Below are 24,917 nucleotides of genomic sequence, written 5' to 3' on the forward strand. Positions count from 1 at the left end.
CTTTTCCCCTCCCTTTCTTCTTTAGAAAAGAGACGGCAACTAGTGCCGCCTCTGTGAGAATAGTTTGCTTTCTTGCTCATTCCTTCCATAGCTGAACCCGGCAGCAGAATCTCCCTTATGCTGATTCTGACTTGCGTTCAATCCCTCGAAGCCAAGCAGTCAGCAGAACGGCACCTGCTACCATAACTGCCCCAATCCATGGGGTATGGATTAAACCGATGCCATCCACAATCACACCTCCGACAAATGAACCAATCGCAATTCCGACATTGAATGCCGCAATATTCAAGGCTGAGGCCACGTTGACTGCGGAAGGCACATATTTCTCAGCAAGGTCTACAACCAGAATCTGCAGGCCAGGTACATTCATGAAAGCGAATAACCCCATGAGGAAGATCGCAATAAGTCCCGCTACTTTAAATGGAGCGGCAAATGTTAAGGCCACTAGAATAATGGCTTGCAGGACAAACATCCAGAATAAAGCTTTTAACGGATTTTTATTTGAGAACTTACCGCCGGCCACATTCCCAATGGCTACGGCTACTCCGTATACGAGAAGAATGATACTTACCCAGCTTGAGCTGAATCCAGTTACATCTTCAAGCAGCGGAGTTAAATAGGTAAAGGCTACAAACGTTCCGCCATAACCAAGCGCTGTGATCGCAAATGCAAGAAGCAGGCGGCCATTGGCCAGGATTTTAACTTGTTCACTGAACTTGGAAGGCGGTGCTTCCTTAAGGTTTTTCGGTACGAGAATAGCACTTGCAATGATTCCAATGACACCGAGCAAAGCTACTCCCCAGAAGGTTGCTCTCCATCCGAATGCCTGTCCGATAAAGGTTCCGAGCGGCACCCCGGTGACAGTAGCAACGGTCAGTCCTGTAAACATAAAGGCAATCGCACTGGCCCGTTTATGAGCCGGCACTAAATCGGCTGCAATCGTTGAACCGATCGAGAAGAAAATACCATGTGAAAAGGCTGTAATAAACCTGGCGACAAGCAATAATCCAAAGCTTGTTGAGATGGCTGCTACAGAGTTTCCGATAATAAACACGACCATTAGAGACATTAGCAGCGTTTTTCGGCTCATTTTACTTGTTAAAGCCGTGAGAACGGGAGCCCCGAAAGCAACTCCCAATGCATATCCTGAAATCAGCAAACCTGCAAGTGTAATGGAAATAGAAAGGTCATCGGCAATCGTTGATAATAATCCTACTGGAACGAACTCTGTCGTTCCAATACCGAAGGCACTAATTGCGAGAGCCAGCAGGGCCGGCGTGCCTCCTTTTGTTTTGGGCTGATCTATAGCGGTTGAGTTTGTACTCATACTGTTCATTCCTCCTTGGATGTAAATGCGGAAACGAAGGTACCTTTCATTTCCTCTATCATGCATTCCCTGATGTACTCATTACCGGGTACATGAGTCATTATGCATGGTTTCTACAAAAGGAAACAGTACGCACTTTAAAGTAGCATAGGTACTAAAAAGTAATATTTTTGCAGGTAATGCGTTGGAGGCATTTATTTTTTGTGTTAAATTTGGCTGTTGATTGCAGTCAGCCGGAGTTCGCTTATCCAAAGGCGGGCGGTAAGCCTCTTAGCCTCTTTGCGTCTGCGAGGTATTAATCCCGCTGCTCTTAGCTCGGAGTCTATCGCCTTCTGCTCCAATTATCAGGTGGGAAAACGACTGACGAAAAGTGAAATTCAGTACTACCTGGCATACTTATAAAATTGTCTTTTATCCGTGCTGGAATTTCCCTGCAGTTTCTTTTCTTTGACAGTATACTGACCGGTATGGTTATATAACCTTATACTATACCAATCGGTTTAGTTTAGAGGAGGCGATAAAGTTGATCACCAAACAGCAGACTAAACTTTTTGCAGCGGCTGGATTTGTTGTTATGTGGAGTTCAGGTTTTATTGGAGCGCGGCTGGGTACAGCAGAGGCAAACACCTTCACCTTACTGATGTGGAGATTTATAGCGGCAGCCATCATATTAGGAGGCTGGTGGCTTTGGAAACAGCGGAAAAAAATTTCTGCCAAAACTTTGTTTTCCCAAGCGATGATCGGACTCTTTGCCCAAGGGGGATACTTACTCTGTGTATTTCTATCGATTGAAAGTGGAGTTTCCGCAGGCACTTCCAATTTAATCACGACCCTTCAGCCGATTGCGGCTGCCGCACTTGCGGGCCCGGTTTTAAAGGAATCTGCAACGATCAGGCAGTGGTTTGGACTGCTGCTGGGGATTTCAGGTGTACTGCTCGTTGTGCTGGGGGATCTGGGATCAGCGGCTGGTGTTCCACTGTGGGGCTATGCTTTATCGTTTATGGCAGTTATCAGCCTCGTTTGTGCAACACTATATGAGAAAAAAACGAAGGATGCCGTTTCTATTATGGATGCCCTTCCAATTCAAACCTTGATTAGCGCTTTCCTTTTCACGATTCTTGCTGCAGCAACCGGTCATACAGCTCCTCCTGTTAATCCGGATTTCTGGATGGCCGCAGCATGGCTTGCCATTCTGTCGACTATTGGAGGCTATGGATTTTACTGGCTCAATCTCAAATTAGGCAGTGTCACACGGGTAAGCAGTCTGCTGTATTTGACTCCTCCATTCACCATGCTCTGGGCTTTCTTTATGTTTGGAGACAAGATCGGCAGCTTTACACTAGCAGGAATGATAATATGTTTAATAGGTGTCTGGATTATTCGAAAAGAATAAGGTCCTCTTATAAGAGGCAGGAAAGCGTGGTGAAAAAATGGATGAATCCGTGAAAATGACCCCTGCTGCTCAAAGAATTCTAGAAACCGCTTCTGCCCTATTTTATGGGCGGGGAATCCATGCGGTTGGTGTCGAAACGATTGCCAGCGAGGCCGGGGTAACGAAAAAAACCTTATATGATCGCTTTGGATCAAAGGAACAGCTGATCGTTGCGTATTTAAAGAAACGGGATGACCTATGGACGCACCATTTAAACAGTTATTTGAACCGGATACCGGATCATGAACCGGTGCAGAAAATAATGATGATATTTGAGGCTCTGGAAAGCTGGCTTGCAAAGAATAGTCAACGGGGATGCGCCTTTGTCAACGCATTGGCTGAATTGACCGAACCGTCTCACCCTGGAAGAACATACATCATAGAAAAGAAAAAACAGCTGAAACAGCTCTTTATCCGATATCTTGACGAACTAGGGCTAACAAATGCAATACAAACCGGTGAAAAGCTGTTCATATTACATGAAGGAATAACCGTTGCCTACTCTATGGGGCTGGCTCCAAATGGCGCTGCACCTGCAATTGAAACAGCGAAGCACATCATAGCCTCCAGCAGCTGATAAAGATCAGAGTATTTGGCTGAGGCATTTTGAGAACTATTTAGCTGATGGCACGCTCAAGGAACTCATTAAAATCCGGACTTCCCAGATTAACAGCTGCGCCTTCTGCCTGAAAATGCATATGAAGGAGGCACGTCAGTCAGGAGAACCCGGGCAGCGGATTTATGCTTTGAATGCTTGGCGTGAAGCTCCTTATTTTACGCCTGAAGAAAGAGCCGTTCTTGCATTGGCGGAATCGGTCACCCTCGTTGCTGAATCGCATGTTCCCGACAATGTTTGTGAGGATGCTGCACAGGATTTTGATGAAAGCAAATGCGCGAAATCATCAGGAAGATTGTGACGATTAACTCCTGGAACAGACTCGCGGTCACAGCCCGGAAACTACCTGAATAACACGGGAAGCAAACAGATTGACTGTCCGCTCATGCTTAAAATCAAAGACAAGGGGACGCTTTGAAGGCATTCCCTTGTCTGATTTCACTCCGGTTTAAGGACAAATTTTTTATACCAATCTGCTGCAGCATCCGCTTCCTGCATGGTTAACTGGTGACCGTTCTTCTCCCAATGAAGTGTTACATTTGCATGAGCTTTTTCCAATAAGGAGTACAGTTCAGTGGATTCCGCTGATGAGCAGATCGGATCATTTGTCCCCGCACCGATAAACACGGATTTCCCTGATAAATCAGGGAGTTCAATCCCCCTTCTTGGAACCATCGGATGGTGAAGGATCGCGCCTTTTAACGCATGCTGAAAGTGAAACATCAGGCTCGCTGCTATGTTCGCTCCGTTTGAATACCCGACAGCGACGATGCTGTTCCGGTCAAACTCATATTTCACTGCTGCTTCATCCAGAAACGTGTTCAATTCGTTTGTACGGAAAATAAGATCTTCCTCATCAAATACCCCTTCTGCCAGTCTTCGAAAGAATCTTGGCATTCCATTTTCCAATACATTGCCCCGCACACTCAATACAGAAGCGCCATCATCTATTTTTTCTGCAAGGGGCAGCAGGTCCAGTTCATTTCCGCCTGTACCATGAAGCAGCAGAAGTACTGGTTTTTCAGGATTATGGCCCTGATTGAATACATGTTTCATCGCAAATCCTCCTTTAAAATTCTGGCCTCTGCCTTAGGCAGGGTTTGTTCTAATTCTTCGCGCTTTTGCTCCAGCCACTCAGGCAGCATCAGGCTTTGGCCCAGTTCAGCCACCGGTTCATCGGCGGTAAATCCCGGCGTGTCTGTTGCTATTTCAAATAGGATGCCTCCGCCTTCATGGAAATAGAGCGCTTTGAAATAGTTGCGATCCTTGATTTCCGTCGGGTTGTATCCCTTTTCCAGGATCCACTCTTTCCACCGCGCATGCTCTTCATCATCCTTGGCTCTCCATGCAATATGGTGGATGGTTCCAGCCCCCATTAGTCCTCGGACGGATGGTGTCAACTTAATATCAACGGTGTTGCCGAGCTGTGCCGAAGATTTAAAGCGCAGGAAGCCCTCTTCATCACCGATACAGGCTAAACCCAATACATTCTCCAATACGTCGGCGGTTCTATCAGGCTTTGCCGAGATTAACGTAACGCCTCCGAACCCTTTAATTGCATGTGCAGCATCTATTCCGCCAAAGCTCCAGGTATGGTTCGTGCCTTCTTTGCGTTCCGTCAGTTCAAGCTGGAGTCCGTCAGGATCGCTGAACTGCAAATACGTTTCACCAAAACGGGAAGCGGAGGCAAATTCGATCCCGAATATTTGCAGCCGATTCTTCCAAAATGGAAGCGAGCCCTCTGGAACAGCATAACTGGTTACCCCCGCCTGCCCCTGCCCAATTCGCCCTTTTAGCTGCTTAGGCCACGGGAAAAACGTGATCACCGTGCCGGGCTGACCGTGAGCATCCCCGAAATAAAGGTGATACACTTCGGGCCGGTCAAAGTTAATGGTCTTTTTTACAAGCCTTAATCCAAGAATCCCTGCATAAAAATCAATCGTTCTTTGCGCATCGTTAACCATGGCCGTAATATGATGGATCCCTGCTGTTTTCAGCACTCTTTTCACTCACTTTCCCCAAATCAATTGGTTTGGCCAGTCTGTGGAAAAAATCTCACCGATCGATGCCTAATTCCCTCTTGCCGGCTGACAGCAGCCTGCCCTTTAGGCTCCATTCTACCATTTCCGCAGATACGAACTAAACATCCTAATCCTTGAGTAACCTTTTTTCTCCATTTACAAAATATCTCGAATTCGAGACATTAGATCGTCTAAAATTCATGTTTGACCCTTTTATAAAGATATGGATCCAGGTCCAGCGAAAGCAAGAACAAGAACAGCTGCAATGATCAGCAGATTGTATTCAAAGCCTCCCTTTCCATTCCAATACCCGTTTTTTCCGTGGACGGCTGCGATGGCAACGATCATTGTTAAAATAATCAGCGCCGCTCCCAGACCCATCCATAATCCCAATACAAGCAGCAGGCCTCCAAGCATTTCAGAAGCACCCGCTCCAAAAGCTGCAAGCTTTCCAGGTTTTAACCCAAGAGACTCCATCCATTGTCCGGTTCCATTCAAACCATATCCTCCAAACCATCCAAGAAGCTTTTGACTCCCGTATCCCAGAAAAGTTAATCCTATAACAAGACGTAAAATTAGCAGTGCAATATCCATTTTGCTTCCTCCTGAATATCTTCATTTTTAATATCTCGAATTAAAGATATTATACCTCTGTCTTTCTGTCAACTATTTGTTTTGAATTCGAGATATTTTGCCGGCAGCAAAAAGGCTGCCATAAAATCAGCAAAAACTGATTTTACAAGCAACCCCTATTTGAACTATAGGCAGATCAATCTTTACACTTTATCGCCATCCAGCTTGCGCTCCGTTTCCCAGTAGTCCGCATTCTTGATGCCGAGCGTCTTTGGATCAAATACCGGATCAAGCCCCTGCTTCTTTTGCCGTTCATAATCCTTGAGAGCGATGAGGGCAGGCTTCGCCAGAATCAGAATAGCGATAACATTGAGCCAGACCATAATTCCGAGTCCTGCATCTCCAAGCGCCCAGGCCAGTTCTGCCGTTCTAACCGAACCGTAGAAGGAAGCCCCCATAATCACGACTTTTAAAAGGATTGAAATCCAGTAGCTGTTTTTCGGGAATAAATAGGTAACATTTGTTTCCGCAATATAGTAGTAGGCCATGATCGTCGTGAAGGCGAAAAAGAAAAGAGCGATGGCGACAAATCCGGCTCCAAAACCTGGGAGAACACTGTCGATAGCAGCCTGCGTATAGCCTGGTCCCGCTTCTACTCCTTCTAAATTGTTCACAATAAACGATTCGTCTTCCGCCTGTGTATTATACATGCCTGTAAACAAGATCATGAAGGCAGTAGCCGAGCAGACGAACAGCGTATCTATGTACACCGAGAATGCCTGGACCAGTCCCTGTTTAGCGGGATGGGATACTTCCGCTGCTGCTGCTGGATGCGGTCCCGTACCCTGTCCTGCTTCATTCGAGTAGATTCCCCGCTTTACTCCCCAGGCAATAGCCATTCCAATCAGTCCTCCGAACGCTGAATCCACACCAAAGGCACTTCTGAAAATCAGGCTGATTACACCCGGCAGTTCGGTAATGTTCATCAGAATAATCACAACTGACAACAGAATGTACCCAAGCGCCATAAAAGGAACAATCAGCTGGGCGGTTCGGGCAATCCTCTTTGTCCCTCCAAAAATAATAATGCCTAAGAAAAGCACAACCGCTAACCCGGTAACAGCCGGAGGAATTTTAAAAGCATTTTCCATTCCTAATGCAATCGAGTTGGCTTGAACCCCCGGCATCAAAACGGCCATCGCGATGATGGCTGCAACGGCAAACAGAACAGCAAACCATTTCCAGCCAATCCCTTTTTCTATGTAAAAGGCCGGGCCTCCCCGGTATTGTCCCTCATGCTTCTCCTTGTAAATCTGGGCAAGTGTTGATTCAATAAATGCGCTGGAGGCTCCGATAAAAGCAATGGCCCACATCCAAAAGATTGCCCCGGGACCTCCAAACGCAATCGCCGTCGCGACCCCTGCAATGTTCCCTGTTCCGACCCGGCCGGAAAGTGCAATGGATAGTGCCTGAAATGAAGAAACCCCGGCCTCCGAGCTCTTGCCCTGAAACATGAGCTTCACCATTTCTTTTATGTGCCGCACCTGCAGAAACCGGGTTAAAATGGAGAATAAAAGACCTACGCCAAGCAATATGTATATAACCGGTGTGCTCCACAGTATACCATTCAGACCTGAAACAAACTCCGCCAAAATCCTCACTCCTTTTATCTGAAAATTTCTTCTTTTCATTATAGAGGAGGAGACAGGTTTGCACAATAAGTTTGTCAAGATTATGAACACACAACTTATCAATTCATGTTGAAATATGGCATATTTACTAATACGATGTTATAGAAGCAGGAAGAGGGTTCTCTTAATTTCAAGAGATCCCCCACTTCCCATCAGTAATCAGTATTACTTACTACCAGTCAAAAAATGATCGGCCAGCCGGCCGGAATACTGGATTATATTTACTTTTTTCCCAATCGCTCCATGATGCTTTCATTCAGATCCTGACGGTATTTGTCGACATAGGTTTTAGCGTTGCCAACTAATTCGTCAGCAAAGGAAGCCACATCAGGACCGGTAATTTCCAGCACTTTCCTTCCTTCCGCTGCACTGGCTTCGAACAGCTCGATTAGTTCATACTGCATGTGCAGCATATCCATTCCGTTTCCTGCTGAGAAATTCCACATGTAGCCTTGAATTTTTTTAAATACATACTGATAATCATCAGGCAGGGCTTCAACCCGTTCCATCATCATTTTGTACTCTTTTTTATCACCAATCATTTTCCTGAACATTTCCCACATGTTATATTCCTCCTTTTTTAACGGACCAGCCTATATAGCTAGACCGTCTTTAAAACATTGATTTTGGATGATACAAAATCCCACTTTTCCCAGAACGATTTAAGCTCCTTAAATCCAGCTTCATTCAGCGTATAGAATTTACGCGGCGGCCCCATTTCGGAAGGTTTTTTTTCAATGTTCACCAGCTTTTTCTTTTCCAATCGGACAAGGATGGTATAAACCGTCCCCTCCACCACTTCAGTAAATCCAAGCTCGTTCAATCGCCGGGTAATCTCGTAGCCGTAGGTTTCATGGCGGCTGATGATTTCCAGCACACAGCCCTCCAGCGATCCCTTCAGCATTTCCGTTAAGTTTTCTATATCCAGACCCTCCCGCTAATAAGTAATGCTTACTACTGTATATAGTATTACCGAGTAGCTAATGTGTCAATCGTTTTTTAAACTATTTTTCGAACTTCAAGTCAAAAGGTATATAGAAAAAAGGCTCCCCTCAAGTCTAATCAACTCATGAGAAGCCTCCTTCTTTCACCTTTTTATTTTTACAGCTTACTTTTACTGGGATGCGGGGGTGCCAGGTAGCGAGGAGCATCTATCTCCGTCACAGGTTATGGGATAAAGAATTCCCTGCCTTTTTTTTCGAGCGCCATGCACAGAGCCCAATGCTGATTTCGTAAAGCAGGAACATCGGAATGAGTACGAACACCTGGGATACGAAATCGGGCGGCGTAATGACGGCCGACAGGACTGCGAGTCCAAAATAGACGTATTTCCGGTGCTTTTTCATAAAGTCAGGAGTTAACATCCGGATTTCCGTTAAAAATAATACGACAGCTGGCAATTCAAAAAGCAATCCAAGAGGAAAGATGATCTGAAATAAAAAACGAAAGTACTTTTCGGCTGTGAACATTGTTGCAAACATCCCATCGGACAGCGAGACGATAAACTCGAATACCATCGGAAAAACTAAAAAGTAGCCAAATGCAACTCCGCTCAAAAATAAAAAGAATAACAATGGAATGAACAGCAAGGCGGCTGTGCGTTCCTCTGTTTTCAGCGCTGGCTTTACAAATGCCCACACCTGGTACGTCAGCAACGGGATGATACAGGCAAACGCACAAATACTCGCAAGCGTAAAATAGATCCATAGGATGTCTGAAGGCCCAAGCACTGTGAGCTCAAGCTCAGCGTCATTTAGGACCCAGCGGTAAATATGCTTCACATTTAAGAAAGCGGCTATCAATAGAACTGCATAGACCACAGCCAAGGTTACAATCCGCTGCCGCAATTCTGCTAAATGGCTTTGAATAAATTCCTGTTGAATCATGTTCATACCCCCATCTTAGAAAAGAGAGACCGGCCGGACAACCAGCCAAGTCCCTCTCTGGTCTGCTGTTACGAATCCCTTTTCACAGCAGCAGTCTCTTCTTTATTTGCTTTCTTCGGCTCCTCTTCCGACAGCATTTCTTTTGTACCTTTCTTGAATTCACGCAATGTTACACCAAAGGACCGGCCGATTTCCGGCAGTTTTGAAGGTCCGAAAACAATTAGTGCAATGATTACAATTAAGATCAGCCCTGGAACTCCGATATTTTGCAGCATGATTATACCCTCCTGATTTTTAAAATAAGCTTCCTTCCAAAACGTTTATTTTCACTTCACCATTAGGCACTTCACACTGCCACAGCAGCTTTTTGGCCGCTTCCGGTTTTTCAATATTATCAACCGAATAGGCTGTCCATGTTGCTTTTGCCTTGCTAAGCTGCAGTACAGCATATCCATGTGCCGTACTATCGAACAATTCAATCCATGGATTTTCCAGTTTGACGATATTCTGAAGCTCTTTAAACAGCAGCTCTGCCGTAAAGGTTGTTCCTGCATTGAATTTCCCCTTCAAAATCTTAACCAGCTCTTCAGCTGCGGGCATCGGGATCGGACTGGACACATCAGGAAACAAATTCAGGGAGTTGCGGAGTGATTCCCTTAAATTACTCGATGTGACGGAACCTACCATCAGCTCCACCCCGAACTTTTCCCCGAAACGCTTATACTCATTTTGCATATACGACACTTCAAACGTGTGGAAATCGCCAGTCAGCGCGAGGAAGTTTTTAATTCCATTGTCCAGTACCGTTCTCGCAATCTGCTGTCTTTCATAAGCATAGCCATCCCAAGCATCAAGATTTAAATATCTCCCCAGCACCTTTAATTGTGTTACTTGCACTTCATTGCCCCAGATTTTCCATGTTCCTTTGGCATTTTTCAGTTCATTTAAGAACCAGTCTTTTTGTGTTTTCCCGAGCATCGTTCGACTGGAAAGGTTAATATCCTCACACCCGCCCGCTAAGTAACGGTCCAGCGTACCTTGGCCGCAAGGGTGTGAACTTCTGTAAAGCCGTTCATCCGTCATAATGATGGAAGCAAGATTTCCTACCGCAAAAGAACGGTAAATTTTCACGGAATCCTCAAACGTTCCATTAGGATTGTAAGGGACACGCGCCGGAATGTACTCAAACCAAACCTGGTTTGCGACAAGGCGGCGGGCAGGATCTGACTCCGGATTATCATCTGGTGCGACTGCCGGGTAATACGTGTCGTTGGCAAACTCATGGTCATCCCAAATCCCAACCATCGCATGGTGTTCGTGCAGCTTTTGCAGGTCCTTGTCCGAACGGTACGTCTGATATAGCTTACGATAGTCCTCAATCGTAAACGCCTTACTTTGCCCGCTCGGGAGTTTGATTTGGCGGTCATCGAGATTCCCCTGATAGGCAGCGTCACCGACCGACTCATAAATGTAGTCTCCAAGATGCAGGAAAAAGTCCATCTCTTCATCTGCCATATAGCCTAAAGCGTTAAAATACCCGTTTGTGTAATCCTGACACGACACATACCCGATCGTTGCAGACTGAACATCTGCCCCCTCTAGAGGCAGCGTTTTGAAACGGCCTGTCTTACTGACAAGTCCGCTTTTTGTAATAAACCGGTAGTAGTACGTCGCTTGAGAAGCAAGCCTGCCATCCAGGTCCACACGAACCACATGGTCATGGTCCTTCCAGATTGGAGAGAAGCCTCTCAATTCCACTTCAGAGAAATCTGCCTTTTTGCTGATTTCAAACATAATGAATTTACCTTGATTAATGCCATCTTCTAAAGAAGCATCGTTTGAATCTTTATTTTCAAGCCAATAAATTACTTCGCTTGAGAATTCTTTGTTCGTTAAACCAGTCTCCATAGAAGAATCAACCCTGGTCCAAAGCATTGCACCAGTCGGCGTAGGATCTCCAGATGCCACAGACTGCGGGAATCCCTTTCCAATCGTTTGCGCTGCAGCATATGGCTCGATAGCTGTTGCTGCTTGGGCACGGGAAACCATAGACGTCAAACGGGAGATTCCGGACGTCTCTAATGCCATAACCGCAGATCCTGCCAAAAAATACTTCAGGAACGTTCTGCGTGATTGATCATACTCGTTATCTGTTTGGTGCAGCTCATCATTCTTGTCCAAGGCAATTCCTCCTTCAAGATATGTTCACCCATGATTCTACGGTCTCAATTTAAAGGGAGTAATAAGGACTTATTACAGAGCGTTTATAAAAAGGTTACGGGGAGGTAAAAAGCGGTAAATAATATGGGGTATTTTCAAAAAAACAGAAAAGAGGATCATGATAGATTTGAATGATGAAATGATGGTTTTACATGATTACTGTCTGGAAGCGAATAAGTTTAAGAACTTGCGTATAAAACCCCAAAAAGGGTGCCCATGTATTGGACACCCTTCCTATAATCAGATCAGCTGTGCTATTACCCAGCTCACATTGTGCTAATATCGATCACAAACCGATATTTCACATCTGATGCCATAACTCGTTTGTATGCTTCGTCAATTTGATCGGCAGAGATGATTTCGATTTCAGGAGCAATGTTATGCTCTGCACAGAAATTCAGCATTTCCTGGGTCTCACGAATCCCGCCTATCAATGAACCGGCAAAAGAACGGCGGTGTGCAATAAGAGAAAACACATTTAAAGACAGCGGTTCTGCTGGTGCACCGACGTTTACTAGACTGCCGTCAAGAGCGAGAAGAGAAAGATAGGCATCTAAGTTAAGCTTGGCACTTACCGTATTAATGATTAGGTCAAACGTACCGGCAAGCTTTTCAAAAGTCTCCGGATCGCTGGTAGCATGGTAATCCGCAGCACCGAACCGCATTCCATCTTCTTTTTTCTTTAAGGATTGAGAAAGTACGGTAACTTCTGCGCCCATAGCATGCGCAATCTTAACAGCCATGTGGCCAAGACCGCCAAGACCAACGACCGCTACTTTTTTGCCTGGGCCGGCTTTCCAATGATGCAGTGGAGAGAATGTAGTAATTCCTGCACAAAGAAGCGGTGCTGCTGCATCCAGTTCAATATTATCCGGAATGCGTAAGACAAAGTCTTCAACAACCACTATATGTGTAGAATAGCCACCCTGAGTCGGCTCCCCGTATCGGTCAACACCGGCATATGTAGGAATGTTTCCCTTCAGGCAGTATTGTTCATCACCTTTATGGCAGTTCTCACATACACCGCAAGAGTCCACCATACATCCGACCCCCACCCGGTCACCAACCTTATACTTTGTAACTTCAGAACCTACATCTGTGACAATTCCTGCAATCTCATGTCCAGGAACAAGCGGGTAGTTCACCTCGCCCCATTCCCCATGAGCAGTATGGATGTCAGAATGGCAGATTCCCGCAAATTTAATTTCGATTAATACATCTTTTGAATCTAAATCGCGCCGTGTTATTTCAGCTTCTCGAAAGGATTTGTCCGGACCGTCAACAGCTCTTGCTTTAGCAGTTACCATAGAAAAACCTCCAGTATGAATAGATTCGTATGTCCAGAGAAAGCGTGGTACAGAATCACTATACCTGTTTTTTCTCTTTCAGAATCATGTTAATCCTTCCAGTTAACTCTAGGTCAAGTGATGAGCTTCTATCAACCTGTAATTGTGGCCGCTAACGTGATACCATTCTTAACATAGAGTTAACTCCAAGTCTAGATTTACATAGAAGGGAAGATTACGAATGAAAACCTATTCGATCAGCGAAGCAGCAAAAGAATTACATCTAACGGTATATACATTGCGATATTACGACAAGGAAGGCTTAATCCCTTTTGTAGAACGGACAGCAAGCGGGACACGAGTGTTTAAAGAATCTGATATCAGCGCGCTAAAAGTGATTGAATGCCTTAAATTGACCGGGATGCCTATTAAAGAAATTAAACATTTCATAGATTGGTGTTCGGAGGGGGATGCCACCCTGCAGCAGCGATATGACATGTTCCTCGAACGAAAAGCGACGGTGGAAGCCCAAATGGAAGATTTACGGAAAACTATGGAAGTTATTGAACATAAATGCTCCTATTACAAGACAGCACTGGAGGCTGGGACAGAGGAGATTCATAAGGCAGGGAAAATTAAGATTCCCGGGGGCAGCTAACAAAAAGAACGTCCGTGCACACTTTTCCCCGAGGTTACAGCATCAACCCTCCTAAAGGCCCGTTTACCTCCATTACCTAAGGGGTAATAAAAACCAGTAATTACAAATTAGGGAAGAAAGTGGGGGTAATGGTCATGCGTTCGTTTGTGATATAGGAAGGGTACCGGCTGAAATAGTGGTTCTAGTATGGGCACCATTCAAATTAATAAAGAAAAAGGAGTTCAAACATGAATAATTCTACTAAATATGCAGGGTTTTGGATTAGGTTTGGAGCATACATGATTGATGTCTTAATCTTAGCGATTATTTTTGGAGTTCCCAGCTTCCTTCTAATTGGAGGAGACCCGGTAATCAATACGGCAATTCGGGTAGTTATCGGAAGTTTATTGGCTCTTTATGTCATTTTCATGCCTACTACCAAATGGCAGGGGACGATTGGGAAGAAATTGCTCGGATTAAAAATAGTAAACGAAAATGGAGGCCGGTTAACTCCCGGGGCGGCAATTTTGCGCTACGTCGGTCAAATCATCAGTGCAATCATCCTATATATCGGGTTTATTATGGCCGGGTTTACGGATCGTAAAAGAGCGCTTCACGATATGCTGGCCCGTTCGTATGTTGTTAAGAGCCAGACAGAAAATTATCCGGAACCCGCTAACAGCCAAGTCAACATTTAACTAAATAAAGCACTCTATGTCTCATCCCTGGTGTTCTAAACACAAAAAGCCGTGCAGGCTGCCATTTTGCCTGTGCGGCTTTCTTGTGTATTTTTCACCAAACAGGTAAGATTTAGCTGCTTTTCCCCTGCATATGCACGTCCTTTTCTATTCGATATTTTCACTTTGGACTCACATATTGTTAATTCCTAGGTTATGATAAATATAACTACTGCTGCAAAGAATGGAGGATATGAATGAACAAAACCACATTCTGGTTCGTCTATTTGTTGCTTGGAATGGTTGGAGCTGCCATATTCTATTTTTTATTTGAAAAAAGCACCGTATCCTGGATGCTCCCTTTTTCTTTTTTTCTCATGGGTGTATGGATCATTCTTTATATTCTGAGTGACCGTATTAACCGTACAAAAACCCGGTAAATAGAATATAAAGTTGACGTGTACAAAGCGATTGATAATAAAAATAAGCCGCCAATCCCGCTCCAACCTGGCGCTCCCCGGTGCCTGCTACAATATACCAGGAGGGAAGCTGCCGTGCTCAGTGTTAAGAAAAAGTCAGATGAAAAAGGCCTCCTATACGAACTTATGATGGGGGCCTTTTTCTTGAAATAACAAGGAAAGAATTCTGCCAGATAGTCATTCATACTGACTTTCAGGACAGAGCATTTCCCTCTGCACTCACAAGTTTTCCCCTTCACTCCTGGGATCAAGAAGATCCGTATCAGGCGGCACATATCCAAGCTGCCTGCCGATCTTCACAATCTGTCCTTTATGATGGAACTCATGGGTCATCGTATGGGTAACCAGCCAAAGCGGGGTCGTCTTGGCGCTGTTGTCATCCGAAAAGTCCACATGAATGGCTTGATCCCATTTTCCTTTGAACTCATCCAAAAAATCATAGACCACCTCATCTGTTTCCTTAAAAATCTTCCGCATGTCCTGAACGGTTTGAACCGATTCCAGCTGAACGTGGGGAATCGGCTTTCCAAGTGTCATAATCCCAAGCCATGTGCGGTAGCAATCGGCTACATGAGCATGCAGATTCCGGATAGAATCTCCGCCAAAGCTCTCAAGCTCTTTCACATAATCAGAGGGCGCCAGCGATTCGCAGTATGTAAACAACACTTCTCTTGTCCTGCGGATCCAGTCATATTGGTTTTTTAATCCATCCACTTTTATCCTCTCCCTCTCCATGTTTCTCTATCTATACTTCTATGAAAGGAGCCCTTTACCTTTCTTTTTCATCTGGATTATAAGCCATTTAAAAAGGGTATATTTCCCAATACAGATTACACCAGACAGCTCATTTTAAGGGAGGTCTAACTCTGAAAACAAAGCATTCTCTCGTGATCGGACTGATCGTTTGCCTTCTCTTTATTACCTTCTTGCCATTTAAGGACTGGGTATGGTTTTCTTCTCTTTTTCTGATTTTTGTTTTCCTTGCAGGTTTCACTTCTGATCACATTGAATCACGGTTAACTGTACACCTGATCAACCTTATGCTTGGTCTTTTATTGATTTTCATCCTTAATAGACTATCTATGCCCGTTCCATATTATCCAGTTTTAGTGGTAGCTTTTGTAATAATTGCCGGAAGATTCCTTATGAATTTCAGAAGCCGTGATCGTGATTAAGTCGTTACAATCTGCGGAAAACACCAGCCTGTTTACTTAGAGGTAAAGGGGCCTTGAAAACGCCGATCACTCTCTTTATCCATTCTTCCTGCTGTTTGTATAGTCAATGTGCAAGAATGGAATCCCGAAGATTTGCATGTAGTGAATGGCGGTAAGAGAACCAGTCTGTTTCTCTTCAATCAGGAATGATTCGGATAATGGCAGCTTGAAGAGTGATTTGCCGTTGTATGGGAAAAAACAAGCCGCATATTGCTGATCATTTTTTTAGAAACTGGACGGATTTCAACTTTATACTGGCAATATCCTCAGTTTATAGAGCCAAATTAAAAAAGAAGGAACGTTTTCCTTAGTTTCTGTCTTTATCACTTTTCCAGTGCCTTCATTTAAACATGGCAGTTTTTCTATGAAGATGTGGATACAGTATTAGGGACGGTGCCTATAATTGTTTTTTGAAATCATCAATCCATCTTATATCTGCACAAACATTTTTGTTTACTTCAGCCCAGTGGTGAATGAATCTTTCTTTATCCTTTGCCCATTCCGGATAGGCTTCTTTAAATCTGGAAATGAATTCTGAATTCCCGGCAAGGATTGCGTGATCTTCATGAGATACCTGTAATCCCCATTCTCCGTGTATAGAATAAAGAGAATTCTCGACCACAAAAGGAATGGATTGATAGTCTTCGTAGTCAATATGACTCTCGATCACCCAATGCTGCGGTGCCAGCTCGGAGTTAAAGTCGTGCGAGAGAATAAAACAATCACCTTCCGACTCAGAGCCGAAAAATGTTCCCTCTCCAAAGGATTTAATTGTTTTCATAAGGGCAGCAAACTGATTTTTGGCCAGATAGTACCCGTCAGTTGGGAAGATCAGCACTTTTTCGGTAAGAGTTTCTTGAAATGGATCACCAAATGGGTCTGATTTAATAAATACTTTATGGAATGCATCCTTTAACCGGGAAATATCTTCGGCGTTTTGTAATCTCTTCATTTTACCCCTCTATCCCTAAAAACTTAGCTTTTGAAAGTGTATATTCATGATTGAAATTATACTATTTTTCTATTATTAAAAAGTAATTCCGTTCGAAACAGAAGCAAAAATGAATACATAGCAAAAAACGCGAATCTCGAAGGTTTCGCGTTTTTTACTATGATTTTGAAGCAGCTATTTCATATTCCCGCCAAAAGTAACCGTATCCTTCAATTTATTCCCGTCTTCCATCGAGTTCTTACTGGCCATCTTTTTCACGAATTCCTTCACGGTTTTAAAGTTGAAGCCGGACTCCCAGTATTCAGCGATTTCAGGTGTCACTTTAATCAGTACGACATCTTCGTCTTCAGCAGACGTGTTCAGTACTTTTTCCACCACAAAATTCAAGTATTCCTTCTTCTTCTCTTCGTCCTGGACACATTCAGCCGTTCCGCTGATCGAGACGTAGGAACTGCCTGCGTAGGCGAGGTTCACAGCAGGATTGTTTTGAATATCTCTGTATTTCTCTGTAACTTTTTTGGTGATAAACCAAATCTCTTCCTGCTCCATCCTCACTTCCTGCGTCTGCATCGGCCGCGACATCAGCCTGCCTTCCGGGGAAATGGTCGTCAGCATCGCTACCTACTCATCCTTGATCAGTTCTTTAATCTTTTTAAGGGTTTTTTCGTTTTCTGATGTATCGATTGACACTACGGTTTCCTCCTCATCAGTTGCTTTACTTTTTCCTTTCCCTGATCGGTGCTTTAGTACACCCGGCAGTGAGAGGCCCCGATGATTAGAAATGTGGAAATAAAGGAAATACGGTTTACAGAAATGATTTATCTATAGGGGGCTCACCATGAAATTCGCAGAAGTAGGTTTCGTCATGCTGGCGGCTATATGCTGGGGCATAAGCGGAGGAATTGCAGATATCTTAATGAACAAGGGCTGGGACCCGATTGTCATATCCTTTTACCGGGGAGCTGTTGGGTTTCTATGCTTTTTCGTGTGGATGATCTTCCGCTTTAAACAAAACCGGGGGACCTCTGCCCGCTTATACTTATGGTCGGTGCTCGCCGGTATCGGTGTGGCCGGTAACTTTGCTTTTTATTTTCTAAGCATCCAGGCTTCAAGCGTTGCTGTCGCCGCTACATTAATGTACACCGCACCCGTTTTCGTTCTGGTCATCTCCTTTTTATTACGGATCGAACGATCGACTTGGTTTAAATGGGGGTGTATTGCTGGTGTACTCGCAGGGATCATCCTGCTTACAGGGGCGTACAACACCGAAGCACTTTCAGTCAGTTTTCTGGGAGCCGCAACGGGACTCGCTGCCGGCCTTTCCTATGCGTTGTTTATTTTCGGTTTTAAAAATGCCTCTTCGATCGGCAAGCCGCAGACAACGTTACCCATCGCGTTTTTTTCTCTTTGTCTCATCCTTTTTCTATTCATGGATAAAAAAGAAGCAGCAGCCGCGCTGACATCAAGTGATATCGGATGGCTGCTGCTATTAGGACTCGTAGGTGCCGGCATCTCATTCATATTGTACGTAATCGGCATTCGATCAACCGAGGCATCAACCGCCTCGATGGTCGCTATGGTCGAACCGGTGACCGCTTCTTTATTTGGTGTCCTGCTTCTAGGGGATCAGCTGGCAGCTGTTCAGGTTGTTGGGATGGCGGTTATTTTGGTTACGATTACGGTACTTAGTGTGAGGCAGTCGTAGTTACAAGAGAACCGTCCCTGTGCTTCCAATTTGTCCGCATACTGTGTGCAGTGCGAGAAACTAGACAGTCTAAAAATACTTTCAAGCCGTGCTAGTCCCTCCTGCATGTACATAAGAATAGTAGGTACCGTTAGAATGGAGGGACAAGACTTAAAGATACTCTTTCTTGAAAGTCACCCGATGTGGATTTATGGCCTGCCGAACGGATTCAGGGACACAGGTCATACGGCTATCATATCAGGGCCTATTAGTATTGAAATGAAAGGATTTCACCGATGATCGAAGAGGTGAAACCTGATCTTATTGTATTGAAGGGCTGGACAGAGGACCACTAGGCGGCAAAGCAGCTATGGATTCGAAGTGCTGTGAAGAAGGCGAATATCCCGCTTGTCTATTGGGAAACGGAGGATCCTCCTCATACGAAGAATTTTACCCTGCCGCTGATCAGCAGAATGAAGCCTGATCTTGTTTTCACGGTTACTCCTTCTTTAATAAGCACCTATGAAGCGCAAGGGATAAAGGCGGCTCACCTGGATTTTGGCTACCATGACAGCATCCATCACCAGATTCCGCCTCTATCAGAATACAGCAGTGACATTGCAGTGGTGGCAAACGCCTATCCGAAGTTCATTAAAAATGAGCCGAACGGATACCGTGCTTCTTCCCTGCAGACGCTGATTGCGCCTTTACTGCAAAGAGGGATCCGCATTGACTTCTGGGGAAAAGACTGGGAGCAGATGGAGAACTATGTAGGAAAGAAGATTCCAGATGAATGGATTCATGGATATGTGGATTACCGGGATGCCCATAAAATCTACAGCTCGGCAAAAATCGTCATCGGTCTGCAAAACTGCGAAGATCAGCTTACCCAGCGCACCTATGAAATTCTTGGTTCAGGAGGAGTGCTGCTAACCAATGATACACCTGCAGTAAGGGGAAAATTTATACCTGAACAGGACTTGATCGTTTCAGCCTCCCCCATGGAAACCATTCAAAAGGTTGAATCCTATTTAGCGAACCCGATAGGAAGGGAACTAGTCCGGGCAAACGGCCGAAACGCCGTCAAACTAAATTCGTACCAGCAGCGGGCGGAGGAAATGCTGCTGCATGCAACAAGCAGGGGGATTCTGAAGGCCGCGCCAAAATCACCAGAAGGCGGAAGGTGGATTCACTATGAAACCTCCAGTATTCATCGGGTAATGCCGGGTGAAACCTTATTGGGAATTTCGATTAAGCATAACATTCCCCTATTAGAAATGATGAAAATGAACGGTTTACTTTCTGACAAGATTTATGAAGGGCAAATCCTTAAAATCAAAGAAAAGAATTCAGCTATTATTCCCCGGGCGTTGAATTTGCGGCTAAAAAAGGGCAATGAGTTATTGTAGGAAGGCTTTGTTGCAATAGTAAAAAACGCGAAATCTCAAAGGTTTCGCGTTTTCAGGTTCTATTAGGTGACTTTACTAGACGCAGCAGCTAGTTCGTATTTCCGCCTTGCCGTCATCACTGAATGTTTGCCGGCTATTTTTTCCACGATTTCCTTAACGGTTTTAAGGTACTTACTCAGTACCTCTCCCTTAAATCCACATACCCCTCAATTTCCTTCCAGTACTCCTTCTCATTTTCAGGAATAGGAGTCCAATCTTTATCCGGCCAATGATTTTGGACGTCCTCGAAGTTTTTACCCTTTAAGTATTCATAATCTACAGTGCAGCCCTGCTGTTTTCTTAATGGCTTTGTAAAGATGTAGCCATCGGAAACTTCCTTGAGGGTGAAATTTTCATAGGGAATAGAGTTGTAACCATCATCGGGAATTTCGCCCATAACCGTGTTCATTAAGTCAAAGCCAACGGGTTGATAGTCTAATCTCTCCATAACCGTTTCAATCGTTTTTATTCCCTTTGTGGCATGAGGAAGCAACGTGTTAATATGTATAGCAGGCTGATGGATGAGCACATTAAATATCTTTGAACCGAATTTTTCATGTAATCTGTTCCCGAACCCGCCTCCCTGGAGAGAGTAGAACTCGTCTGCATTACTGTCAACGACGGGAAATTTGAATTTTGTGTAGGCGTGTGGTGTCCCAGTTAGTACTAAAAGCTTTTCCCCTTTGGACAGTATTTCTCTTTCAACAAGGTTTGCCCTGAAGGCCAGGATATTTCCTTTATGAAAGACCTTCTTTAGGCTTGTGGGGGTTCTCATACCAGAATAACCTTCCCAGTTATACATATAGCTGAGGTTTAAAATTCTAAATTTTCTTTCGCCCTTTGGCAGGGACTTGTTCAATTTCCAAGCAGCTTTATAGATGTCAGCGTATTCTTTATAAGCCCATCTAACGTTGTAGTTAAACAACAAGCGTCTTGCTTCCGTCTCATCATATTCTTCACTGGTAATCAGCCTGTCTAAGTCAGCCTGATCTTCGCTGGCCCCAAACTCCATCCCAAAGGTATACACGCCCGACTGATATAATTGAGGAATAAGGGAAATTGCCAGATCAAGGGTATTTTTTACAGCATGGTCTTCCCCTAACAATATCACCTCATGCTCCTCAAACTTGCTTAGGATATACTGCTCCGGGGTTAAGAAGTTTTCTTTTAAATAACTAATATATTTTTCCATATTTTCACCATCCATTTTAGAAAACTTTATCATCATGCGGTTAAATCTTTTACGTGAGCTGCGAACGTAAAGTTGGAATTCAGCTTTACAGATTGAGTAAGGAAGAAGATTCATGATGCTTAATTTATAGCCTTAGTTTAAGGGATTCTCTACAAAGATGGTTTAAGATTATTAAGGGGAAAAGTGCTCTTTTTTGATATTTTTCCAAGCGGAGTACGACTGAGGACTGTTCCATTTTACAAGGAGGAAAAATCTTTTTTCTAGGAAAAAGGGAAGTCCGTATTCTTAATCGGACTTCCCTTTTCCTTCGTTGAGCTTATTTGTTTATTGCACTCAAATAAAGATTCAGCGAGTCTTCCGCTTCAATAGCTACCAACTCAACAAAATCACCATATGCTTTCTTCGTATGCGCTTTATCCAATGCTTCATAATAAGCCAAGCGATTTTCCATCTTGATTACAATTGGAGGAAAGCCATCCTTCATCAGTTCCAGATTTAACAGCAGCCTTGATGTCCTGCCATTTCCATCGATAAACGGGTGAATTCCAACAAAGAGGGCATGCAGCATGGCTCCTCGGGCAATCGGATGCAAGCTTTCTTTTTGTGCTTGTTCGTACCAGCTCATCAGCTGCTCCATCTCCCCTTTTATGAGAAAAGGTGCTGGGGGGATATGTTGAGCACCAGAAATAAAAACCTGCTGATCTCTATACACACCTGCATATTCATCATCAATGCCTTTCAGGACAAGACGATGCAAGTTTTTAATTGGCAAATCCATTGAAAATGTCATAGAGAACAGCAAAATAGTTCCATAGCATCAGCCCGAGCAAGCGAAGAACTAATTGCCTTTTCAAAAAAGAACCAAACATGAGCCCCTTCGTTCATTGTGATACGGCAGCCCGAGACCTTTACAGGTAACAAAAAAACGTTCTCATAAGTGAAAGAACGCATTCTATATAATTTACGATATATGTTGTATATCCTTGTCTAGTTTTTTTATTGTTTTAAAGACATAACCCTTAAATTTTTTTTCAATCGCTTCATCATCTAATTTACTTATGTTTTTTATATTTACTACATTAATCAAAAACTCTTTCTTTTGATTAATTGTATATTCATCAAAATTCGGTATGTATTTACTTGATGATCTTTTGTAAATTATTTCATGATAAGTCTTTACAAACTTCTTAATTGTTTTGGGGCTAATATGATTTATATTAAACCTTTTAAATTGTTTTTCTATAAATCTGTCTAATTTATACAAAACTTCTATATCGTCAATTTGAGAATAGAAAAAAACCCACCCATACTTTTTACCGTCTATTATTCCGCCTGTTATTTTTAAGTTTAAGCTCCAGACAAACTCACTAGATCTTGTGAAGTCGGAGTATTTATATTTTGTAAATACTTCGATTAAGGATTTCTCTAGCTTATAAATATTCTCTTTCCTCACACCTATTTTTTTATTGTTAAATCTATAACCCAAAAAAGAAAATTCATCAGTTAAATAACCGTAAACATTTTTATCAGTATTAATACTTAATTGTAATTCTTGTATCTCGGATTTTAATTGCTTCTCTATTTCTTCTTTGTCTTTAACATTACAAATAATTAAAATGTCATCCACATACCTAAAATAACCACATTTTTTTTGATTTGAGTATTCATAATCTAATTGATTCATATATATATTAGCTAAAATGTTAGATATTGACAAACCTTGTGGAACACCAAGATAATTCTGATCGTAAGGTTTTTTTGTGTTCGAACTAATAGTGGGTGTTTTGATAGCTTTGGTAACAAGATTAATTATTTCTTTTTTTCTGATTCTTTTTCTAAGTTTTTTAATTAATAATTCATGCGAAATATTATCATAAAATTTCTCTATATCTATTTTAATAAAGTAATTATAATTTGAATTATTTAATGATGATTTAATATTATAAATAACTGTTTGTACAATTTCATTCTTAATTTCTTGACTGTAAACTTCTGATAACAAAGAATGAAGAATGGACATTGTTAATTTATCTCTTAGCGTGGGGACTGAAATTATTCTTGGATATTTGCCTTTTCCTTTATTTATTAACTTTTCCTTATAGGGGATAAAACTATATGTATTATTATTCACTTTTCTATGTATGATAGCAGAATACATATCTATATTTTTTTCAAAGGATGCGTCGTTTACACCATCAATTCCTGTAGACGGCTTTAGTTTATTTTTCTCTTCATAATAAGCCTTAATATTTTTTAGTTTATATAATTGATTAAATATCTTAAAAGCACTCATTTTGTTACTACCCCAATAAAGGGTATTAATGGTATTAAAACCAAAGACAATATTAGTAAAATATAACCTATATTAAATAGATAATATTTCACAAAATGAGTCCAATGTCTGTACTCTTTGGTATTAACCTGAAATTTAAGATAATCATACGCGCTATGATTTTCAACATCATCAAGAATTTTTTTGTAGTTAGTTCTTATATTATCAAATCTAGTTCTAGCATTTTCTTTTTCTAAAATTAATAAATCATTTTTCAGAATTTCCAAGTCACCTAATAATTCGTCTAATTCTATGTAACAAGTTTTCAAGTTTGAAATTCGTTCTTTATAATTCAATGAATTAACCCCAATTGTTCCTGCAAATAAAAATAAAGATGCAATTATTGTTATAAAAGAAAAGTAATCACTTTCATTACTAGAAAACAATGTCCATATTGAAATACTTAAGATCACTAAAGTAAAATAGTTTATTAAAATTTGAGTTAATAGATTTGTCACAATAAGTCTCTCAGACGAATTGATTCTGCATTTTCGAGTTATCCATACTTTATTAGATAAATTTTCAATCATTTTTTCATTCACAATGTTCACTTCCATAATTAGCGTAATTGAGACCCCTAACTCATTTACATTATCATCTTTAAAAAAGACCAAAGTACACAAAAAACTTTTAAAGGATATGTACATCCCCGTTAATTAGCCACATTCCAATTAGGAACCTTCTGTTAAAGAAACCAGAATAGGGGTCTCAATATAAAATTACCACTTTTGTTACATTATGTAAATATTAAGTGTGGACTCCTGGAAATTCGTACTCCCCGCTAATTAAAGCATATATTTCTACAGATTCGTTAACCGGATCAAGCAGCCAGTACTCTTTTACTCCCGCTTTTTAATATAGCTGTAATTTCTTCTAACGATACATCTTAATCGAAGCTGGTGAGAGGATTTCGATAACCATATCAAGTGCTCTATTGCACCCCTTGTCATTGAACTTTTCACTATCACAAACAATCGATAAATCAGGCTGAACAACGTTTATTAGCTCATCGTCCCTTTTGTTTTCTACTAGTAAGCGCACATCGAATGGCGCGAAAAATAATTCAATTCTTTACCCGCAGGAAAATAGAAAAAGCTGTTAAGAGCTCCCGCAGATTCTGCTGATGCCGGCGTGAAGGAGCAGGAGACATATTAAACATTTCCCATCAACTAACTCGAACCTTTCTCCTTCATCCATGTTAGGTAATCAGCATACGAATAATTTTCATTAGGAATAATTCATGATTCCTT

At 42.6% G+C, this 24,917-nt stretch carries 24 protein-coding genes and 2 pseudogenes; 8 read left to right on the forward strand and 18 right to left on the reverse strand.

Annotated features, from left to right (window positions below):
* Nucleotides 1-115: 115 nt before the first annotated feature.
* Complete coding sequence (locus ACQCVE_RS14510; protein WP_426863236.1) at nt 116-1,336, reverse strand: MFS transporter; 1,221 nt, start codon at nt 1,334-1,336, stop codon at nt 116-118.
* 514 nt (nt 1,337-1,850) lie between these two features.
* Between ACQCVE_RS14510 and ACQCVE_RS14515 the strand changes: the two genes are divergently transcribed.
* From ACQCVE_RS14515 to ACQCVE_RS14525, 3 genes and pseudogenes are all read left to right on the forward strand, one after another.
* Nucleotides 1,851-2,720 (forward strand): DMT family transporter, encoded by an 870-nt coding sequence (locus tag ACQCVE_RS14515; protein WP_426863237.1) that lies wholly within the window; start codon nt 1,851-1,853, stop codon nt 2,718-2,720.
* 37 nt (nt 2,721-2,757) lie between these two features.
* Nucleotides 2,758-3,336, forward strand: a complete 579-nt coding sequence (locus ACQCVE_RS14520; protein WP_426863238.1) for a TetR/AcrR family transcriptional regulator — start codon at nt 2,758-2,760, stop codon at nt 3,334-3,336.
* Between the two features lie 46 nt (nt 3,337-3,382).
* Nucleotides 3,383-3,729, forward strand: a pseudogene (locus ACQCVE_RS14525) (carboxymuconolactone decarboxylase family protein); the annotation flags it as partial.
* Between the two features lie 84 nt (nt 3,730-3,813).
* Here the strand turns inward: ACQCVE_RS14525 and ACQCVE_RS14530 are convergent.
* The 10 genes from ACQCVE_RS14530 to ACQCVE_RS14575 all read right to left on the reverse strand — a co-directional run bounded on the left by ACQCVE_RS14530 (nt 3,814) and on the right by ACQCVE_RS14575 (nt 13,073).
* Complete coding sequence (locus ACQCVE_RS14530) at nt 3,814-4,431, reverse strand: alpha/beta hydrolase (RefSeq protein ID WP_426863239.1); 618 nt, start codon at nt 4,429-4,431, stop codon at nt 3,814-3,816.
* Complete coding sequence (locus ACQCVE_RS14535; protein WP_426863278.1) at nt 4,428-5,375, reverse strand: ring-cleaving dioxygenase; 948 nt, start codon at nt 5,373-5,375, stop codon at nt 4,428-4,430. Before ACQCVE_RS14535 ends, ACQCVE_RS14530 begins: the two co-directional genes overlap by 4 nt.
* A 234-nt stretch (nt 5,376-5,609) precedes the next feature.
* The gene (locus ACQCVE_RS14540; protein ID WP_426863240.1) at nt 5,610-5,990 is read right to left on the reverse strand and encodes a DoxX family protein; all 381 of its coding nucleotides are present in this window, start codon (nt 5,988-5,990) and stop codon (nt 5,610-5,612) included.
* Between the two features lie 182 nt (nt 5,991-6,172).
* Nucleotides 6,173-7,621: an alanine/glycine:cation symporter family protein gene (locus ACQCVE_RS14545; protein WP_426845927.1), complete on the reverse strand. Its 1,449-nt coding sequence runs from the start codon at nt 7,619-7,621 to the stop codon at nt 6,173-6,175.
* Nucleotides 7,622-7,881: 260 nt separating this feature from the next.
* On the reverse strand, nt 7,882-8,223 hold the full coding sequence (locus ACQCVE_RS14550; RefSeq protein WP_426863241.1) for a DUF1048 domain-containing protein: 342 nt from the start codon (nt 8,221-8,223) through the stop codon (nt 7,882-7,884).
* Nucleotides 8,224-8,261: 38 nt separating this feature from the next.
* On the reverse strand, nt 8,262-8,582 hold the full coding sequence (locus ACQCVE_RS14555) for a PadR family transcriptional regulator (RefSeq protein WP_426863279.1): 321 nt from the start codon (nt 8,580-8,582) through the stop codon (nt 8,262-8,264).
* A gap of 238 nt (nt 8,583-8,820) precedes the next feature.
* Nucleotides 8,821-9,546, reverse strand: coding sequence for a twin-arginine translocase subunit TatC (gene tatC, locus ACQCVE_RS14560; RefSeq protein WP_426845923.1), 726 nt, complete (start codon nt 9,544-9,546; stop codon nt 8,821-8,823).
* A 68-nt stretch (nt 9,547-9,614) separates the two neighbouring features.
* A complete protein-coding gene (gene tatA, locus ACQCVE_RS14565) occupies nt 9,615-9,821 on the reverse strand; it encodes a twin-arginine translocase TatA/TatE family subunit (RefSeq protein WP_426845921.1) in 207 nt (68 codons plus the stop codon).
* A gap of 19 nt (nt 9,822-9,840) precedes the next feature.
* Entirely contained in the window at nt 9,841-11,727 is a 1,887-nt protein-coding gene (locus tag ACQCVE_RS14570; protein ID WP_426863242.1) for an alkaline phosphatase D family protein, read from the reverse strand.
* A gap of 305 nt (nt 11,728-12,032) precedes the next feature.
* The gene (locus ACQCVE_RS14575) at nt 12,033-13,073 is read right to left on the reverse strand and encodes an NAD(P)-dependent alcohol dehydrogenase (RefSeq protein WP_426863243.1); all 1,041 of its coding nucleotides are present in this window, start codon (nt 13,071-13,073) and stop codon (nt 12,033-12,035) included.
* Nucleotides 13,074-13,293: 220 nt separating this feature from the next.
* Between ACQCVE_RS14575 and ACQCVE_RS14580 the strand changes: the two genes are divergently transcribed.
* From ACQCVE_RS14580 to ACQCVE_RS14590, 3 genes are all read left to right on the forward strand, one after another.
* A complete protein-coding gene (locus ACQCVE_RS14580) occupies nt 13,294-13,710 on the forward strand; it encodes a MerR family transcriptional regulator (RefSeq protein WP_426863244.1) in 417 nt (138 codons plus the stop codon).
* A gap of 227 nt (nt 13,711-13,937) precedes the next feature.
* The gene (locus ACQCVE_RS14585; protein ID WP_426863245.1) at nt 13,938-14,387 is read left to right on the forward strand and encodes an RDD family protein; all 450 of its coding nucleotides are present in this window, start codon (nt 13,938-13,940) and stop codon (nt 14,385-14,387) included.
* A gap of 236 nt (nt 14,388-14,623) precedes the next feature.
* Complete coding sequence (locus ACQCVE_RS14590) at nt 14,624-14,806, forward strand: hypothetical protein (protein ID WP_426863246.1); 183 nt, start codon at nt 14,624-14,626, stop codon at nt 14,804-14,806.
* 258 nt (nt 14,807-15,064) lie between these two features.
* Here the strand turns inward: ACQCVE_RS14590 and ACQCVE_RS14595 are convergent, their stop codons facing one another.
* From ACQCVE_RS14595 to ACQCVE_RS14605, 3 genes are all read right to left on the reverse strand, one after another.
* On the reverse strand, nt 15,065-15,559 hold the full coding sequence (locus tag ACQCVE_RS14595; RefSeq protein WP_426863247.1) for a DinB family protein: 495 nt from the start codon (nt 15,557-15,559) through the stop codon (nt 15,065-15,067).
* Nucleotides 15,560-16,456: 897 nt separating this feature from the next.
* A complete protein-coding gene (locus ACQCVE_RS14600; protein WP_426863248.1) occupies nt 16,457-17,011 on the reverse strand; it encodes a hypothetical protein in 555 nt (184 codons plus the stop codon).
* 174 nt (nt 17,012-17,185) lie between these two features.
* Nucleotides 17,186-17,626, reverse strand: a complete 441-nt coding sequence (locus ACQCVE_RS14605; protein ID WP_426863249.1) for a pyridoxamine 5'-phosphate oxidase family protein — start codon at nt 17,624-17,626, stop codon at nt 17,186-17,188.
* A 223-nt stretch (nt 17,627-17,849) separates the two neighbouring features.
* Between ACQCVE_RS14605 and ACQCVE_RS14610 the strand changes: the two genes are divergently transcribed.
* On the forward strand, nt 17,850-18,716 hold the full coding sequence (locus ACQCVE_RS14610; RefSeq protein WP_426863250.1) for a DMT family transporter: 867 nt from the start codon (nt 17,850-17,852) through the stop codon (nt 18,714-18,716).
* Nucleotides 18,717-18,851: 135 nt separating this feature from the next.
* A pseudogene (locus ACQCVE_RS14615) lies at nt 18,852-20,104 on the forward strand (glycosyltransferase family protein).
* A gap of 175 nt (nt 20,105-20,279) precedes the next feature.
* Here ACQCVE_RS14615 and ACQCVE_RS14620 read toward each other — a convergent pair.
* The 4 genes from ACQCVE_RS14620 to ACQCVE_RS14635 all read right to left on the reverse strand — a co-directional run bounded on the left by ACQCVE_RS14620 (nt 20,280) and on the right by ACQCVE_RS14635 (nt 24,209).
* On the reverse strand, nt 20,280-21,335 hold the full coding sequence (locus ACQCVE_RS14620) for a ChaN family lipoprotein (RefSeq protein ID WP_426863251.1): 1,056 nt from the start codon (nt 21,333-21,335) through the stop codon (nt 20,280-20,282).
* 316 nt (nt 21,336-21,651) lie between these two features.
* On the reverse strand, nt 21,652-22,113 hold the full coding sequence (locus ACQCVE_RS14625) for a Fic family protein (RefSeq protein WP_426863252.1): 462 nt from the start codon (nt 22,111-22,113) through the stop codon (nt 21,652-21,654).
* Nucleotides 22,114-22,296: 183 nt separating this feature from the next.
* Nucleotides 22,297-23,628, reverse strand: coding sequence for a reverse transcriptase domain-containing protein (locus tag ACQCVE_RS14630; RefSeq protein WP_426863253.1), 1,332 nt, complete (start codon nt 23,626-23,628; stop codon nt 22,297-22,299).
* Nucleotides 23,625-24,209, reverse strand: a complete 585-nt coding sequence (locus tag ACQCVE_RS14635) for an SLATT domain-containing protein (RefSeq protein WP_426863254.1) — start codon at nt 24,207-24,209, stop codon at nt 23,625-23,627. The genes ACQCVE_RS14630 and ACQCVE_RS14635 overlap by 4 nt, the downstream gene beginning before the upstream one ends.
* Nucleotides 24,210-24,917 lie beyond the last annotated feature (708 nt).

It is taken from the genome of Metabacillus sp. 113a, from assembly GCF_050107635.1.
In the GTDB taxonomy this organism is placed as follows: Bacteria; Bacillota; Bacilli; order Bacillales; family Bacillaceae; genus Metabacillus_B.